Raw genomic sequence first — 16,079 nt, 5'->3', positions numbered from 1 at the left:
GGGAAACATCATTGGATAACGTATTACTGGCATTCTTGTTCACGCTCTTTGCCGGGCTTGCGACTGGAATCGGAAGCATTTTGGCATTCTTTACCAAGACGACCAACACGAAATTCTTATCTTTTGCCCTGGGTCTTTCTGCGGGGGTCATGATTTATGTTTCCATGGTCGATATCTTTTTTAAAGCCCAGGAGTCGCTTATTGCAGATTTAGGTGAGCAGATGGGGAGTTGGCTGACCGTAGGATCATTTTTCGCGGGTATGATTTTGATTGCTTTAATTGACAGATTCATTCCCATGTACTCCAACCCCCATGAAGTAAAGAAAATTGAAGATATGAAGCAGCCGGGAGCTGCTATCAAGGATCCCGAGCTCATGAAGATGGGCACATTCACCGCATTGGCAATCGGGATTCATAATTTCCCTGAAGGGATAGCTACATTTGTTTCTACACTGCAGGATCCATCGATCGGTCTGGCCATTGCGATTGCGGTAGCTATACACAATATTCCTGAGGGTATTGCTGTGTCTGTTCCGGTTTATTATGCAACCCACGATAAGAAAAAAGCGTTTAAATTATCATTCTTATCTGGTATTGCCGAACCGGCTGGAGCGCTGGTAGCCTTTTTCCTCCTTATGCCCTTCCTTACAGAGTTGATGTTCGGTATCATCTTCGCTATGGTAGCCGGCATTATGATATTCATTTCTCTGGATGAACTGCTGCCGGCGGCGAAAAGATATGATGAAACACATGTATCTATTTATGGAGTGATCATTGGAATGGCTATTATGGCGGTAAGTCTGCTTCTTTTATGAAGAGTGGCCCGATTTGATTGGCTAAAACAGCAATGTCTGATAAAATGGAGTCCCAGGTAAGTAGTAGGAGGAACCAGTATGCCAAAGGGTCAAGGAAAAACAATTGCACAAAACAAAAAAGCAAACCATGATTATTTTATAGAAGACACCTATGAAGCAGGGATCGTTCTTCAAGGAACAGAAATCAAGTCCATCCGGGCTGGAAGAGTCAATATTAAGGATTCCCACGCTCGTATAGTCAAGGGGGAAGTACAGCTGATCAACCTCCATATCGCTGAATATGAGCAGGGAAACAGATTTAATCATGACCCGACACGGACCAGGAAACTGCTTCTGCACCGCAAACAAATCGATAAGTTGGTAGGGCTGATCCAACAGCAGGGATATGCGCTTGTTCCCTTAAAAATCTACATCAAGAACGGGTATGCAAAAGTATTGCTCGGTCTTGGAAAAGGGAAGAAAAAATATGATAAGCGTGAAGACCTCAAACGGAAGCAAATGAAGCGGGATGCCGACCGGGCTATAAAAGAGCAAGTACGCTGATGTCCGGGGCGGGGTCCCCCTTGATTTTGTTCCAATATATGATATAATTACTAATGTAATTGAAGGAAATACAAGAATGCTCGATATATTGCCCGAGCGCTTCTCATTTTTTACATGGGGACGTTACGGATTCGACAGGGGTAGATCGAGCCCAGGTTGCACGTCGAGGTTACGGCTCGTAAAACGTTATCGCCTAAATATAACTGGCAAAGAAAACAACACACCTGCTTTAGCAGCTGCCTAAGCACTGACTAAAGCGATCCTTCCTGCCATCGCCCGTGTGGCAGATTGAAGGGTCTTATATGAAGCGGGCTATACCATCATCCGCCGTCTGAGGATGACGGTTGAAATCAATCAGACTAGCTTCCCCGAAAGCCTGTTGGTAGGCTGAGGGGATAGTGAATGACAATATACCAACTATGCGTGTAGAGGCCTGGGTGCCGATACCTCTGGACGTGGGTTCGATTCCCACCGTCTCCACCAATACATAAATTGGTGGTTTTTTTATGTTATAGGCATCATCAATCATATATCTTTGATTATGGCTGACTTATAGACAGGAATAAACACATCTACAATAAGACCGTCTCAGAGTCCTTCATCAGGCCGACTAATAAGCTCTTTTTTCTTCACTAACAACAGGATGACCTTCTACTTTCTCTTTCCATACCAATACCGATCCCCCCTTGATACGCTTGAGCAGAGTCCTGAGCCGGCGAACCGAGCTTATCCCTTATACGAGCCTTTTCTCCTTTTTGCTCACCTTCAGAACCTTCCTTGAATTTCAACGGCACCACCCATCATTTAATCTATCAGAGGGAAGACAGCAGGTAATATTTTTAGAATTTTATGTTAAAATGGTCATGAGAAATTTTATGGGAAGTGAGGCAGTTCTTATGAAAAGAATCGAAAGAGTTTCATTGGTGGGATTGGGGGCAGTTGGGGCGGCTTATGGCAGCAAGCTCCATCAATTGCTCGGGAATTCCTTCAAGGTGGTTGCAAATGAGGAAAGGGTCAAGAGGTATTCTGAACAGGGGATTAGGGTGAATGATGAGGAATTGAACTTCCGCTATATGCTTCCCGAAGAAACATGCCAGCCGGCCGATTTGGTTATATTCGCAGTGAAAAACGCAGAACTTCATCAGGCGTTGGAGGATGTAAAGAACCATATAGGCAAGGATACTATCATATTATCATTGCTGAATGGTGTATCAAGTGAAGATGAGATTTTCAAAATTACTGAAAATGAACATATCCTTCATAGTATGTGTGTGGAGATAGCAGCAGTACGTCAAGGGAATGAGGTACGTTACCAAAATATCGGAAGAATTTGTTTTGGCGATAAAGATCGGATCGGTTCGGAGGATGAAGAGGCGGTCAGAGATTTATTCGACCGGGCTGGAATCCCCTATGAAATCCCTAAGGACATCCTACACACAGTTTGGGCCAAATTTATGTTCAACGTCGGCATCAATCAGACATCAGCTGTGTTGAAGGCACGCTACCATGTATTTCAGCAGATTGCTGAAGCGCATGACTGGGTGGAGGAAGCGATGTATGAAGTGGTCCGTGTTGCTGAAAAGGAAGGAATTTTTTTAACGGAAAAAGATGTACATTCCTATCGGCCGATACTACATAACCTTTCTCCTGGCGGGCAGACATCCATGCTGCAGGATATTGCTGACGATAGAAAGACAGAGGTAGAATATTTCGCCGGCAAAGTATGTGAGCTGGGGAAAAAGCACCAAATTTCTACCCCTGTGAATGACCAGCTCTATAAAATCATTCGAATTATGGAGCAAATCCCCGAAGTTAGCGGGGAACAAAAGGTTTAATTAAGAACAAAAAAGCGTACGGCCTCAGGCCGCACGCTTTTATAATACAAACCAATAGATGCAGATAAAGTGAAACAGACTGCCAAATAAGATGAATATATGGAAAATCTCGTGGAACCCCATATGCTTGAATGAAAGGAAGTTCGGTTTCAGCCAATATATCAAGGCGCCGATGGTGTAGAAAATTCCTCCCAGGAACAAGTTCAGCATACCAGCGGTCCCTAATACAGGAGCCAATGAGGAACTGAAGAAGACTACAATCCATCCCAAGGCTACATAAAGGGAAGTAGACAGCCATCTAGGTGAATGAAACCAGGTAAGTTTGAAAATAACACCAAGCAATGCTAGGCTGCTTACGATGGAAAATAATATCCACCCGCCGGGGCCTTCCATGACAATTAAACAGAATGGTGTATAGGTTCCGGCTATCAATACATAGATCATCGAATGATCCACTTTGCGCAGGAATTGAATAACCTGATCGTTTGCTACCACGGTATGATAGGTTGCCGAGGCCGAGTAAAGAAGAATCATGCTAATGCCGAAAATGACCACAGAAGTAACTGCAATGGCTGAGTCAGAGTTTCCGGAGGCTTTAATGATCAGAAACACTAGTCCAACAGCAGCCAGAATTGCACCAAATAGATGGGTTAGAGCATTGACTGGTTCACGTATATGCAATTTCAAATAATCAACACCTTGCTACGTAGTTTTTAATACTATATAAAAGTATATATGTGTGCCCTCATCTAGTCAAACTTTTACTAATGATACTATATCCCTTATAATAGACTTAAAAACATAAAAGAGGTATAGATATGGATGATCATGAGGAGTTAATCAACAGCCTCCACAAGGAAGGCAGGCTTACATTAGAAGATATTCCTGAATTGGATCTGTATATGGATCAAGTCATTCAATTGTTTGAGAACAATTTTGCAGCTTCCAAACGGAGGAAAGATGAAAAGGTATTGACGAAAACAATGATTAACAATTATGCCAAAGGAAAACTTTTTTTCCCGGTGCAGAACAAGAAATACTCAAAAGAGCATTTAATCCTGATCAGTATGATTTACCAAATGAAGGGCGCACTTAGCATCCGTGATGTAAAGAATACACTGGACCGGATTAACGAAAAGATTACCGAGGAGAGTTTCGATATTAAACCACTTTATGCAAGTGTATTAAAGCTTTCCCGTTATAATAAAAGCAGAATGAACGAGTTGATTGCAGACCATATTACTGAAGTAGAAGCTGAGATCAACCAAATGGAAGATTCGGATGAAGAATATCTGGAGAAAGTACTGCTTATTGAGACCTTTACCGAGATGAGCAATTTGTATCGTAAAGCTGCTGAAACGCTGGTTGATCACCTTTATGAGCAGAAGGAAGAGTGAGAATGAATTTTTAAGACTTGAAAGGTGGCTTACAGAATGAATACATATCCGAATATGAAAGAGACAAAAGCATTGATAAAAGAGCTTGTTTCTATTCCAAGCCCGACAGGGAACACGCAGAAAGCGGTCAAATTTGTAGAAGATTATCTGAATGATTTGGGTGTAGAAACAAAGCGCAATAGAAAGGGCGGCCTGCTGGCAACGCTTCCTGGCAGGAACAACACAGAGCATAGAATGTTAACAGCCCATGTAGACACACTTGGTGCCATGGTAAAAGAAGTAAAGAATAATGGAAGACTGCGTTTGGATCTAATCGGCGGCTTCCGCTTCAACTCGATTGAAGGAGAGTATTGTGAGATTCAAACAACAAAAGGAGATATATTTTCTGGTACCATTTTGATGCACCAAACTTCTGTACATGTTTATAAGGATGCAGGAGAGGCGAAAAGAAACCAGGAGAATATGGAAGTGAGAATCGATGCGAACGTAGACAGCGCAGAAGACGTACGTGAACTTGGAATAGAGGTCGGTGATTTTGTTTCTTTTGATCCTCGTGTCCAGCTGACAGAAAATGGATTCATTAAATCCCGTCATTTGGATGATAAGGCAAGTGTAGCTGTTTTGCTGAAGCTGATTAAAAGACTGAAGGAAGAAAATATCCAACTCCCATATACGACACATTTCCTCATTTCAAATAACGAAGAAATTGGTTATGGGGGAAATTCGAACATTCCATCGGAAACAGTAGAATATCTGGCAGTGGATATGGGGGCTATGGGGGATGGACAGTCAACAGATGAATATACTGTGTCCATTTGTGTGAAAGATGCCAGCGGTCCATACCACTATGAGCTGCGGAAACATCTAACGGAAATAGCAGAGAATCATCAGATTGGCTATAAGTTAGACATTTATCCTTATTATGGATCAGATGCTTCTGCCGCAATAGGTTCTGGACATGATATCATCCACGGCTTGATCGGCCCTGGAATCGATGCATCTCATGCCTTTGAGCGAACCCATGAATCCTCCCTTGCCAATACTGAAGAACTGCTGTACCACTACATCCAGTCAACGCTGGTCTCATATTAAATGGCTGGCCTAAAATCTCAGGGGATGTAGACATTTAAATGTAAAAGGAAATACAGAATAGACGGTTTTTTAACCAGAAAGTAGGAAATCGCATGAAGTTAAGCATACTGGACCAAAGCCCCATTTCTTCGGGAAGCAGTGCCGAGGAAGCATTGAACGAGTCGATACGATTAGCGGAAAGGGCAGATATCCTTGGCTATACACGCTATTGGATTGCTGAGCATCATGACTTGCCAGGACTTGCATGCCCTGCCCCTGACCTTATGCTAAGCACTATCGGCCGGATTACTAATTCCATTCGGCTGGGCGCTGGGGCTGTTCTTCTTCCTCACTATAAGCCTTATAATATTGCGGAACGGTATAATATGCTTGCTGTTTTATTTCCTGGAAGGATAGACCTGGGAATAGGGAGGGCCCCGGGAGGTTCAGCTGAAGTTACCATGGCACTGTCTGATAACTTTCTTGAAGAAGTACGAAAGATGCCGGATAAGCTGGATGAACTGTTGTCTTTCTTTGCGGGTGATTTTCCTGATGACCATATGTATTCCAAGGTCACCCCTCGTCCTGTTCCAGAACATCCCCCAGTACCTTGGCTGCTTGGAACAAGTGAGAAAAGCGCAGTTCTTGCTGCAGAAAAAGGTATGCCCTATGCCTTTGGTCATTTTATGACAGATAAGGACGGTCCCGAAATTTTGCGAGGGTATAGAGAAACTTCATCAGGGAATAAGGGGGCATTGATCGCTGTCCCGGTCATCTGTGCAGAAACGGCAACGGATGCAAAAGAATTGGCTTGGAGTAACATAGTCTGGAAGCTGAAGCAGGACAAGGGTGAAGCAGGAAATGGTGTTCCTTCCCTGCAAGAAGCTAAGAATTATCATTTTACTGATGATGAAAAGAAGAAAGCACAAGAGATGATGAACAACACTATTATCGGGGATTCTAGCTTTGTTAAGGATCAGCTTAAGGATTTAGGGGAACAATATGGGGTAGAAGAATGTATGATTATTACTATCACCCATAGCTATGAGGCCAGGCTGCGGTCATATGAACTGCTGGCCAAAGAATTCGGTTTAACCCAATAATGGATGGACAAAAGAAGCCATGAGAGGACTATCTCGTGGCTTCTTTTGTTTAATCGGTGCTGCTTTTATTCCCGGTTCGGCCGTTATCCTCCCCAGAAGCTTTATAGAACTCAGCAACAAGATCGTAAATGGTTAAAAGTTCATATAAGATAATCAATTCGGGTGGAAACTTTGTCGGGTGCAGCTTGTTGTTTTTGGTGAGGTCTTCGTTATCTTCCCAAAAGAGTTCTGTAAGTATATTCATTTCTTTTACATGCTTGCTTTTGTCGAACTGCGTCTCGCTTTTTAGCACTTTTGCCAATTCATAGACTGCATGAAGTATAATCTTCTTTTCCTCATGCGACCATTTATGGATAAGCAATGGAGTGTTGATAATATTATTCATATGGTAATGGATCATCCGCAACTTAAGCAGCTGAGTCTGTGCCTGATTAAATTCGGATTTCTCACTTCCCGCAAGCGGGTGGAATTTTGTTTCATCCTTCTGAAAACGAACCAATGTCTCCGTCTGTTGTATTTCATTTGTAACTTGTTCCGCCAGATTCCTTTCTGCGTTAATTTGATCCATTCTGCCTTCAAGAATATCACCGAATACTTTTTCTACAACTCTTCCAGTACGCCTGCTCATGCTTTGAATATGTATAGCTATATCTTCCCTGTAATCGGGAGGAAGAACAAAGAAGTTGACCATGGTGGAGACCAATAAGCCGATGGTTGTTGTCCCCAGTCGGATGAAAAAGGAAATAAGGTAATTGCTGTGTATCACTTCAACCATGGCTACTGCCGTCAAGGTTGCAACGAGCAGTCCGGCATGCAAGTTCAACCGTACACATGTGGCGATGGTCAGAACAGCTGCCAATGTATAGGTTAAAGGGGAGTTGCCGAGTAAAGAAATGAATAATACTGCATACGCCGAACCGATGGCAGAAGCAGGAAACCGGACAATTCCTTTTTTGATGGAATCCGACACGGTTGGTTCAATGGTAACGATAGCTGTAATCACTGCAAAGACGGGAGGCCAGCCTAATTGATCACAAATCAGTGCGGTAAGGAAAATAGCTACTCCTGTCTTTACAATCCTAGTCCCTATAAAAGGGAATTTCTTCATGTTGGTCACCCTCTTTACAACAGTTCATCTATTCTATCATATCACTTTAAAAAAATTTTAAAAAAAGGGTTGTAATTTTCGGATGAGTTAGATAAACTGTATTATAACAAAAGGATAAATACAAAACTGTTATACAATAAAGGAGGGAAAGAAATGGATTCTACAAAAGAAGCGGTCCAATGTCCAGAATGCGGCACAGGCATCCAACCGGAAAGCTATACACTTGTCTGTGATTACTGCCTGTCCAAAAAGGAAGATTAATTTTTTTATAGATATTGTTATATAACAATATTATTTTATTTAATATGTACTACAACAATAGGGGGGCTATGCCATGTTGGTAAAAGCAACAGAAACAATAGGTGAGAATAAACAATTCGAAGGGATTCTGACACCGGGAGCCATGAATTTCTTACAGAAACTGCATCAACATTTCAATCAGCGCCGCAAAGAGCTACTACAACAGAGAAAGGAGATTCAAAGCAAGTTTGATGCAGGAGAAAAACCCGATTTTCAAAAGGCGACCAAATGGATTCGTGAAGGGGAGTGGAAAATTGAACAGCTCCCCAAGGACTTGCAAGATAGAAGGGTGGAAATTACCGGCCCTGTTGATCGAAAGATGGTTATAAATGCATTGAATTCAGGCGCCAAGTGTTTTATGGCCGACTTTGAGGATGCCACCTCGCCAACCTGGGAGAATGTGATGAACGGTCAAATTAACCTGAGGGATGCTATACGCAGAAGTATTGATTTCCAATCGCCCAATGGAAAGCAATACCATTTGAACGAGAGGACAGCAGTGCTGATTGTCAGGCCTAGAGGGTGGCATTTGGACGAACAACATCTTCAGTTTGATGGAGAACCTGCCTCTGGAAGCCTGATAGATTTCGGCCTTTACTTTTATCATAACGCAAAAGAACTGATAAGCAGGGGATCAGGGCCATATTTCTATCTTCCCAAGCTGGAAAATCATTTGGAAGCTAGGCTATGGAATGAAGTGTTCGTCTTCGCTCAGAACGAATTGGGAATACCTCAAGGAACCATTAAGGCAACTGTATTAATTGAGACAATAACAGCCGTGTTTGAAATGGATGAAATACTTTATGAATTGAGGGAGCATTCCGCAGGGCTGAACTGTGGAAGATGGGATTATATTTTCAGTTACCTTAAAAAATTCCATAAAGACCCTGCCATTCTTCTTCCGGATCGATCCGAACTAACGATGGAGGTCCCATTTATGAGAGCTTATTCCCTTTTGGCGATAAAGACCTGCCATCAGAGGAATGCACCAGCTATTGGAGGAATGGCTGCACAAATTCCAGTAAAAAATGACGAGCAGAAGAACAGAAAAGCCTTCAATAAAGTACAGGCTGATAAAGAAAGAGAAGTGAGAGATGGCCATGATGGAACATGGGTAGCTCATCCGGGAATGGTCGGTTTTGTTAAGGGCATTTTTGATGCTGGCATGACAGGGGCCAACCAAATTCATAGGAAGCGTGAGGATGTCCTAGTTAATAGAGAGGACTTGCTGGAGGTCCCAGCAGGCAGCATTACAGAGAATGGACTGCGGACTAATATCAATGTAGGAATCCAATACATTGCTGCATGGCTCTCTGGAAGAGGTGCAGCACCTATCAACCATCTAATGGAAGATGCTGCCACTGCTGAAATTTCTCGGGCACAGGTTTGGCAATGGATCCGTCATCCAAAGGCGATGATGGAGGATGGAAGAAAAGTCACATACGAAATGGTTGAACAAATACAATCAGAAGAAATGGAAAGTCTTAGATACCAGCTGGGAGATGATGCTTTCAATGAAGGGAACTTTGAACTAGCGGCGGAGCTGTTCAGCCAATTGATACAGCGGGATGAGTTTGAAGAATTTCTTACACTGCCGGCATATGGCAGATTAATAGAAGGGGGAAATCAATAATGACAACAAAACGGGCGGAAAATCTGAACAGAGAATGGGAAAGCAATAGCCGCTGGATGGGCATCGAACGGCCATATACAGCAGAGGAAGTCATTAGGCTTAGAGGTTCCATGGATATCGAGTATACATTGGCTTCCAAAGGAGCCGACAAACTTTGGAATCTTATCCACAAAAATGATTATGTTCATGCGTTGGGAGCCTTGACAGGCAACCAAGCGGTGCAACAAGTAAAAGCAGGGTTGAAGGCTATTTATTTGAGCGGCTGGCAAGTCGCGGCGGATGCCAATCTGTCAGGGCATATGTATCCGGACCAGAGCCTGTACCCTGCGAATAGTGTTCCAAGTGTGGTAAAACGTATCAATCAGGCATTACAACGGGCTGACCAGATACATTATTCAGAGGGAGATGAGGAAATTGACTGGTATGCACCGATTGTGGCGGACGCCGAAGCAGGATTCGGTGGGCAGCTTAATGTATTTGAACTGATGAAAGGGATGATAGAAGCCGGCGCAGCAGCAGTACATTTTGAAGATCAATTGTCATCAGAGAAAAAGTGTGGCCATTTGGGAGGAAAGGTATTGCTCCCGACTCAAACTGCAGTAAGAAACCTAATTGCTGCACGGTTTGCTGCTGATGTGATGGGAACGCCTACCATCATTATAGCCAGGACCGATGCCAATGCAGCAGACATGATTACAAGTGATGTAGATCCGTATGACGAAGCCTTCATTACAGGAGAACGAACAGCTGAAGGATTCTTTAAAACTGAGGCGGGGATTGACCAGGCAATTTCCCGTGGGCTGGCGTATGCTCCATATGCCGATCTTATTTGGTGCGAAACATCCGAGCCAAACCTGGAAGAAGCACAAAAATTTGCGGAGGCCATTAGAGAAAAGTATCCAAACAAGCTTTTGGCCTATAATTGTTCTCCATCATTTAATTGGAAAAAGAAATTGTCTGATGAAGAAATAGCTGGTTTTCAGAAAGAACTGGGGAGAATGGGCTATAAATTCCAATTTGTCACACTAGCTGGTTTCCATGCACTGAATCACAGCATGTTCGAACTCGCACGGAAATATAAGGAGGAAGGAATGGCTGCATATTCGGAATTGCAGCAAGGGGAATTCTCCAGTGAAAAGTATGGGTATACAGCAACACGTCACCAAAGAGAAGTTGGGACCGGCTATTTTGATGAAGTGGCTCAAGTTATTTCCGGAGGAACATCTTCCACCGGTGCTTTGAGAGGATCCACAGAGGAAGCACAATTCATTAAATAATACAGCTTAGCAAACAGTCCACCGCATTACAATGGATACGCCGCCCATGACTAGCCGTAAATAGGCCCTGCACTTTGCAAGGCCTATTTTTTAGTGGTAAAATATGTTACGGATTCAAAATTCACTTAATTTGAAAACGATTCTCTTTAGAAAATATTCGAATACAGAGTGAAAGTTTTATCAATATGGTTTAGTTAATGGCCAAACGGGTATAGTATGGAGTGCAGTTTACCCGCTGGCCCTTTCTCAGCATAAAAAAATACATATATAGAAAGGAAGCATTATGAATAAGAACGCATACAAGAACCCGGTATTTTATGTATCTTCTATAATTGTACTGTTACTTGTTCTAATTGGCACTTTTATGCCGGAACAATTTGGAGCAGTCGCCAGCCAGTTATTTGATTTCACCACCGTAAATTTTGGCTGGTTCTATTTACTAGCGGTATTTGCTATCATTATTTTTCTCTTTGGCATCTCTATTACCAAGTATGGGAAAATGAAACTTGGTCCACATGATTCCCATCCAGAATTTCCGTTTTTTACATGGATAGGAATGCTTTTCTCAGCCGGCTTCGGGATTTCCCTCGTCTTCTGGGGGGTTGCTGAACCGATGAGTCATTATTTCACCCCTCCTTTTCCTTTTTTGGAAGGGCAGACAGAAGAGGCGGCAAGAGAAGCCATGGCATATTCCTTTTTCCACTGGGGAATCAGCCAATGGTCCGTATTTGCAATAGTCGGATTGGTGATTGCCTATCTGCAGTTCAGGAAAGATGAAAAAGGACTGGTATCTGTAGCCATTCAGCCAATTGTCGGCAAGAACAAAGGAGTAGCCAATACGATCGACTCGTTGGCAGTAATTGCTACTGTCATGGGGGTTGCAACATCGCTTGGCTTAGGATTTATTCAAATGAATGGTGGATTGACCTCTGTTTTTGAAGGTATTCCTAATAACATTTGGGTTCAATTAGTGATTGCAGCTATTATGCTGGTAGCCTATATGCTGTCATCCAGTACAGGCCTGAATAAAGGAATCAAATGGTTGAGCAATATCAATCTGGGTGTTGCTTTACTGTTGATGCTCTTTGTTTTCATCGCCGGTCCGACTGTATTTATATTAAATACCTTCGTACTCGGTTTAGGTGACTACATGACTGGGTTTATTGAATATAGCCTGAGGCTGACACCGTACAGTGGAGGGGAATGGGTGTACGACTGGACCATTTTCTATTGGGCCTGGGCCATTGCCTGGTCGCCATTTGTAGGCGCCTTTGTTGCGCGAGTGTCGCGGGGGAGAACCATTCGTGAGTTCGTTTTCGGGGTTCTTATCGTTCCTCCGGCTATTGCCTGCCTATGGATTGCGGTGTTCGGCGGAACGGCGCTATACAGTGATCTCAACAACGGGACGCAAATTGCTGAAGCAGTTAACGTGGATGTGACTGTTGCTCTGTTCGAAACCTTTGCAACCTTGCCGCTGACCAATGTAATGTCCATACTATCTATTATGCTGATCTTTACATTTTTGGTGACATCTGCTGATTCAGCAACCTATATATTGGGAAGTATGACCTCGAAGGGAAGCTTGAATCCATCATTGTTTACAAAGATGGTATGGGGTACGCTGATAGCCGCTATTGCCATCGTCCTGCTGTTTGCTGGAGGGTTGGAAGCATTGCAGACCGCATCATTGACCTCTGCACTTCCGTTCACAGTCATCTTGCTGTTGATGGTCGTATCCATTATAAAGGTAATAAAAAGGGATTATAAAGTGAAGAAATAGTTGACAGATGGCAGTTAGTTCTGCCGTCTGTTTTTATATCTTGATAAATATCTATGCATTCCTCCATCATGTTTATTCAAAGAAATTAGAGGATAAACATTACTAAGCAATAGTAATTATTTACTGTGAGAGGAGTGCATTCGAGTATGGATTTAAATAAAGAACTGGAGAAATTGCGCAAAATAAGAAAAGAAGGAGCAAACAAGGTATTTTCCATGTACTTGAATACCGATCCTTCCGACCCTGACCAGCAGGGTGGAGAATGGAAAATCCACCTTAAAAACGGACTGAAAAATTTTGAACAATATATGGAAGAAGATGGGGACAAGGAAGAACTGAAAAATTACCAGCAGGTGAAACAGAAGGTGGAAAAATTCGTTAGAGGAAATGAACAAAACTTCAAAAAGGGCATTGTACTTTTTGCTACTGCCGATGAGGAGGTCTGGTTCGCCGACCGTGTTCAAATGCCTTTAGAGACAGAATTTTACTGGGAGGAAACCCCAGTACTAGACCAGTTGAGCAAATTGTCGGAACGCTATCCAAAAGCCGGAATCATCCTGGTGCAGCAGAATGAAATAAAAGTAATCGACGCCTATTTGAATGAGATAGAAGGAACCATCTCCTATGAGCTCGATCTGGATACAGAGGACTGGCGCGAGAAGCTGGGTCCTCGTGATGGCTTGGGCACCACTGGTAAAGGGTCTACCAACCTGCAGGTAGATAACTTCCGTGACAGGTTCGAGGAAAACAAGCATCGCTGGTATAAAAAAATCGCTCCTAAATTGGATAAGCGGGCGAAAGAGAATGAATGGGAAAAAATATATGTAGTCGGTGAAGCAGATCAAGCCAAGGAGCTGAAGAATCTCCTGAACAAACCAGTGGACGAAGTAATCCAGAAAAACATGTTGGATCACGAAGAATCCAAAATAATTAAGGAGATTTTCGGATAACGAAAGATTAGATATTGCCTAGTGGAGATGGTATGCCCATCCAGCGGAGGTTTAAACCATTTTGCTCAATAAAAAGGGAAGTGCCGAAACATACCGGCATTTCCCTTTTTTCAAGATTAAGCTGTTGTTTTACAGACAGGACAAAGACCATATATTTCAAATTTATGATCCTCTATGGCGTAATCGGCCAATGCATTTCTTAATTCATCCATGGGACAAAGATCAATCTCCTTTGTCTTTCCACAAACATTACAAATAAAATGATGGTGGTGGCGGTGAGTGCAGTTCATCCGGAAATGCTTCTCTCCATTTAACTCAGTTGTCTCCAAAATACCCACTTCGTTATATAAATGCAGATTGCGGTAGACTGTATCGAAGCTGATCGCTTCATGAACTGCCTCTAAATGCTGAATCAAGTCTTTGGCAGTCCTGTAGCCGTCTGCTTCCTCGAAGTAGATGAGGATATCTTTACGCTTGCCAGTGGCCTTATATCCTTTCGTCTTTAAAACTTCCATTGCTTCGTTTATATTCATTTCTTATCCCTCACTTTAATTTCATGATAGAAAATGGAAGGAATTATTCTGAGTCAGATCAGTTGTTTCCTTTATATATATGCGTTATATTAGTTTTTCTTTGGTTTAAATGAAGTACGCTTGATTCCAATAGACAGTAGCAATATGGCAATTGCTGCCATTACAATGGTTCCGCCCGGCGGAATATCCAGATAATATCCGCTTACTAGGCCTATAATAACAGATATTTCACCGAATAGGACAGACAGCAGAATCATTTGTTTGAACCCTGTTGCCAGCCGCATACTTGCCGCAACCGGCAATGTCATTAAGGCTGATACCAGCAGTACTCCCACAATTCGGATGGATGCGGCAATCACCAGTGCTGTCAGCACCATGAACAGCAAATGGATGCTTTTAGCATGAAGCCCGGAAATCGTAGCATGCTCTTCATCAAAAGAAAGTGTGAAAAGCTCTTTATAAAATAGAGCTACCACCAGCAGGATGAACCCAGAGATAGCAAGGATGGTCATAAAATCATTTCGGCTGACGGCCGACACAGAACCGAATAAGTAGTTGAACAGTTCGGTATTAAAGCCATCGGCAACGGAAATGAAAATAACACTCAGACCAACACCGGCAGACATTATAATCGGTATGGCGATCTCCTGATAAGCCTTGTAGACGCTGCGCAGCTTTTCAATCAATACAGAACCGATGACAGAGAAAATCATTCCACTATACAAAGGTGTTATCGTAGTGATGGCGAATTTTTTTTCAAGCATCAGGCCAAATGCAATACCTGCTAAAGTAACATGTGATAAGGCGTCAGCAATCAGTGAGAGCCGCCGTACTACAATAAACGTTCCCAGCAGGGGGGCGATTATACCGATCAGCAACCCGGTCAGGAAGGTATTTCGTAAAAAGTCATAGTTTAAAAAATCTGTAAGCATTGTTTATTCCTCCACATTAGTGCTCATGTGTAACTAGATGGACCGGGTGTCCATAGAATTTTGACAGATCCCTCTCCGTAAGTGATGAATACTCTTCTGGTTTACCATGGAAGTGCAAGGTCCGGTTAAGGCAGACAATGTCTGTAGCGTGCTCGGTCATGGTGCCCGTATCATGGGTTACTAAGAGTAGAGTGATACCTTGTTCTTCATTTAGCTGGTGTAGAAGGTCGTAAAAACGTCTGACATTTTCCACATCAACACCGACAGTAGGTTCATCGAGGATGAGCAGCTCAGGATCATTCACCAGAGACCGGGCAATAAACACACGTTGCTGCTGTCCGCCGGAAAGATTTCCTATATTGGTATGTGCATAGTCAAGCATTCCTACTTGATTAATGGCTCGAAGAATTTTTTCTTTATGCTTCTTCTTGAAAAACTTTAGGTAACCTACTTTGGCGGTAAGTCCCATGGATACTACCTCGTATACCGTAGCAGGAAACCCTCTGTTAAAAGAGTTGGCCTTTTGGGATACGAAGCCGATTTTATCCCATTCCTTAAATTTGCCGAGAGGCTTACCAAGCAGTTCAACTTCTCCCCGATCCGGCTCAATTAGGCCGAGGATCAGTTTAATCAGGGTGGTCTTCCCTCCTCCATTAGGTCCAACTAAGCCCATGAAGGCGCCCTTAGGCAATTCAAAATCTATATGTTCCAACACATTTTTTCGTTCATACGCATACGTAACATTCTGCATAGAAACTACTGGTTCTGCCATTGTTTTCCCTCCGATCGTCGATTGCTTTCA

16 protein-coding genes and 1 other RNA gene are annotated in these 16,079 nt (G+C 42.9%); 12 read left to right on the top strand and 5 right to left on the bottom strand.

Annotation, left to right across the window (positions count from 1 at the left end; genetic code table 11):
- Nucleotides 1-11: 11 nt before the first annotated feature.
- The 4 genes from zupT (at nt 12) to ACFODW_RS02320 (ending at nt 3,193) form a co-directional block, all read left to right on the top strand.
- On the top strand, nt 12-815 hold the full coding sequence (gene zupT, locus ACFODW_RS02335; RefSeq protein ID WP_390302361.1) for a zinc transporter ZupT: 804 nt from the start codon (nt 12-14) through the stop codon (nt 813-815).
- A gap of 78 nt (nt 816-893) precedes the next feature.
- On the top strand, nt 894-1,358 hold the full coding sequence (gene smpB / locus ACFODW_RS02330) for an SsrA-binding protein SmpB (protein WP_390302358.1): 465 nt from the start codon (nt 894-896) through the stop codon (nt 1,356-1,358).
- Nucleotides 1,359-1,474: 116 nt separating this feature from the next.
- Nucleotides 1,475-1,841, top strand: a transfer-messenger RNA (tmRNA) gene (gene ssrA / locus ACFODW_RS02325).
- Between the two features lie 413 nt (nt 1,842-2,254).
- Nucleotides 2,255-3,193 carry a ketopantoate reductase family protein gene (locus ACFODW_RS02320; protein ID WP_390302356.1) on the top strand — a complete coding sequence of 313 codons (939 nt, stop codon included), beginning with the start codon at nt 2,255-2,257 and terminating at the stop codon, nt 3,191-3,193.
- Between the two features lie 39 nt (nt 3,194-3,232).
- On the opposite strand, the gene trhA is transcribed toward ACFODW_RS02320, so the two are convergent.
- Nucleotides 3,233-3,880, bottom strand: a complete 648-nt coding sequence (gene trhA, locus ACFODW_RS02315) for a PAQR family membrane homeostasis protein TrhA (RefSeq protein ID WP_390302354.1) — start codon at nt 3,878-3,880, stop codon at nt 3,233-3,235.
- 131 nt (nt 3,881-4,011) lie between these two features.
- Here trhA and ACFODW_RS02310 point away from each other — a divergent pair, with 131 nt between their 5' ends.
- The 3 genes from ACFODW_RS02310 to ACFODW_RS02300 all read left to right on the top strand — a co-directional run bounded on the left by ACFODW_RS02310 (nt 4,012) and on the right by ACFODW_RS02300 (nt 6,764).
- A complete protein-coding gene (locus tag ACFODW_RS02310) occupies nt 4,012-4,590 on the top strand; it encodes a DUF1836 domain-containing protein (protein WP_390302352.1) in 579 nt (192 codons plus the stop codon).
- A gap of 36 nt (nt 4,591-4,626) precedes the next feature.
- The gene (locus ACFODW_RS02305; protein WP_390302349.1) at nt 4,627-5,682 is read left to right on the top strand and encodes a M42 family metallopeptidase; all 1,056 of its coding nucleotides are present in this window, start codon (nt 4,627-4,629) and stop codon (nt 5,680-5,682) included.
- Between the two features lie 92 nt (nt 5,683-5,774).
- Complete coding sequence (locus tag ACFODW_RS02300; protein ID WP_390302346.1) at nt 5,775-6,764, top strand: LLM class flavin-dependent oxidoreductase; 990 nt, start codon at nt 5,775-5,777, stop codon at nt 6,762-6,764.
- Nucleotides 6,765-6,813: 49 nt separating this feature from the next.
- Here ACFODW_RS02300 and ACFODW_RS02295 read toward each other — a convergent pair whose 3' ends face one another.
- A complete protein-coding gene (locus ACFODW_RS02295) occupies nt 6,814-7,872 on the bottom strand; it encodes an aromatic acid exporter family protein (protein ID WP_390302343.1) in 1,059 nt (352 codons plus the stop codon).
- A gap of 153 nt (nt 7,873-8,025) precedes the next feature.
- Between ACFODW_RS02295 and ACFODW_RS02290 the strand changes: the two genes are divergently transcribed.
- From ACFODW_RS02290 to ACFODW_RS02270, 5 genes are all read left to right on the top strand, one after another.
- On the top strand, nt 8,026-8,133 hold the full coding sequence (locus tag ACFODW_RS02290; RefSeq protein ID WP_390302340.1) for a YhfH family protein: 108 nt from the start codon (nt 8,026-8,028) through the stop codon (nt 8,131-8,133).
- 73 nt (nt 8,134-8,206) lie between these two features.
- Nucleotides 8,207-9,805 (top strand): malate synthase A, encoded by a 1,599-nt coding sequence (gene aceB / locus ACFODW_RS02285; protein WP_390302337.1) that lies wholly within the window; start codon nt 8,207-8,209, stop codon nt 9,803-9,805.
- On the top strand, nt 9,805-11,082 hold the full coding sequence (aceA, locus tag ACFODW_RS02280) for an isocitrate lyase (RefSeq protein WP_390302334.1): 1,278 nt from the start codon (nt 9,805-9,807) through the stop codon (nt 11,080-11,082). Before aceB ends, aceA begins: the two co-directional genes overlap by 1 nt.
- 283 nt (nt 11,083-11,365) lie before the next feature.
- Nucleotides 11,366-12,862, top strand: a complete 1,497-nt coding sequence (locus tag ACFODW_RS02275) for a BCCT family transporter (RefSeq protein WP_390302331.1) — start codon at nt 11,366-11,368, stop codon at nt 12,860-12,862.
- 146 nt (nt 12,863-13,008) lie between these two features.
- Nucleotides 13,009-13,812, top strand: a complete 804-nt coding sequence (locus tag ACFODW_RS02270) for a VLRF1 family aeRF1-type release factor (RefSeq protein WP_390302328.1) — start codon at nt 13,009-13,011, stop codon at nt 13,810-13,812.
- Nucleotides 13,813-13,928: 116 nt separating this feature from the next.
- On the opposite strand, the gene ACFODW_RS02265 is transcribed toward ACFODW_RS02270, so the two are convergent.
- From ACFODW_RS02265 to ACFODW_RS02255, 3 genes are all read right to left on the bottom strand, one after another.
- Nucleotides 13,929-14,345, bottom strand: coding sequence for a Fur family transcriptional regulator (locus tag ACFODW_RS02265; RefSeq protein ID WP_390302325.1), 417 nt, complete (start codon nt 14,343-14,345; stop codon nt 13,929-13,931).
- An 89-nt stretch (nt 14,346-14,434) separates the two neighbouring features.
- Nucleotides 14,435-15,277 (bottom strand): metal ABC transporter permease, encoded by an 843-nt coding sequence (locus ACFODW_RS02260; RefSeq protein WP_390302322.1) that lies wholly within the window; start codon nt 15,275-15,277, stop codon nt 14,435-14,437.
- A 16-nt stretch (nt 15,278-15,293) separates the two neighbouring features.
- Nucleotides 15,294-16,049 carry a metal ABC transporter ATP-binding protein gene (locus ACFODW_RS02255; RefSeq protein ID WP_390302319.1) on the bottom strand — a complete coding sequence of 252 codons (756 nt, stop codon included), beginning with the start codon at nt 16,047-16,049 and terminating at the stop codon, nt 15,294-15,296.
- Between the last annotated feature and the right edge of the window lie 30 nt (nt 16,050-16,079).

This window comes from Virgibacillus sediminis (genome assembly GCF_042643265.1).
Lineage (GTDB): Bacteria > Bacillota > Bacilli > Bacillales > Amphibacillaceae > Virgibacillus_O > Virgibacillus_O sediminis.
Note: the sequence above shows the minus strand (reverse complement) of the source record. Positions and strands in the feature narration are given on the sequence as shown.

Bases quoted from the DNA above. Each gene is read 5' to 3' on its own strand.
- ACFODW_RS02255 (WP_390302319.1), bottom strand. From the start codon at position 16,049: ATGGCAGAACCAGTAGTTTCTATGCAGAATGTTACGTATGCGTATGAA.
- ACFODW_RS02265 (WP_390302325.1), bottom strand. From the start codon at position 14,345: ATGAATATAAACGAAGCAATGGAAGTTTTAAAGACGAAAGGATATAAG.
- ACFODW_RS02270 (WP_390302328.1), top strand. From the start codon at position 13,009: ATGGATTTAAATAAAGAACTGGAGAAATTGCGCAAAATAAGAAAAGAA.
- aceB (WP_390302337.1), top strand. From the start codon at position 8,207: ATGTTGGTAAAAGCAACAGAAACAATAGGTGAGAATAAACAATTCGAA.
- ACFODW_RS02275 (WP_390302331.1), top strand. From the start codon at position 11,366: ATGAATAAGAACGCATACAAGAACCCGGTATTTTATGTATCTTCTATA.
- aceA (WP_390302334.1), top strand. From the start codon at position 9,805: ATGACAACAAAACGGGCGGAAAATCTGAACAGAGAATGGGAAAGCAAT.
- ACFODW_RS02295 (WP_390302343.1), bottom strand. From the start codon at position 7,872: ATGAAGAAATTCCCTTTTATAGGGACTAGGATTGTAAAGACAGGAGTA.
- ACFODW_RS02310 (WP_390302352.1), top strand. From the start codon at position 4,012: ATGGATGATCATGAGGAGTTAATCAACAGCCTCCACAAGGAAGGCAGG.
- ACFODW_RS02260 (WP_390302322.1), bottom strand. From the start codon at position 15,277: ATGCTTACAGATTTTTTAAACTATGACTTTTTACGAAATACCTTCCTG.
- ACFODW_RS02305 (WP_390302349.1), top strand. From the start codon at position 4,627: ATGAATACATATCCGAATATGAAAGAGACAAAAGCATTGATAAAAGAG.
- ACFODW_RS02320 (WP_390302356.1), top strand. From the start codon at position 2,255: ATGAAAAGAATCGAAAGAGTTTCATTGGTGGGATTGGGGGCAGTTGGG.
- smpB (WP_390302358.1), top strand. From the start codon at position 894: ATGCCAAAGGGTCAAGGAAAAACAATTGCACAAAACAAAAAAGCAAAC.
- ACFODW_RS02300 (WP_390302346.1), top strand. From the start codon at position 5,775: ATGAAGTTAAGCATACTGGACCAAAGCCCCATTTCTTCGGGAAGCAGT.
- ACFODW_RS02290 (WP_390302340.1), top strand. From the start codon at position 8,026: ATGGATTCTACAAAAGAAGCGGTCCAATGTCCAGAATGCGGCACAGGC.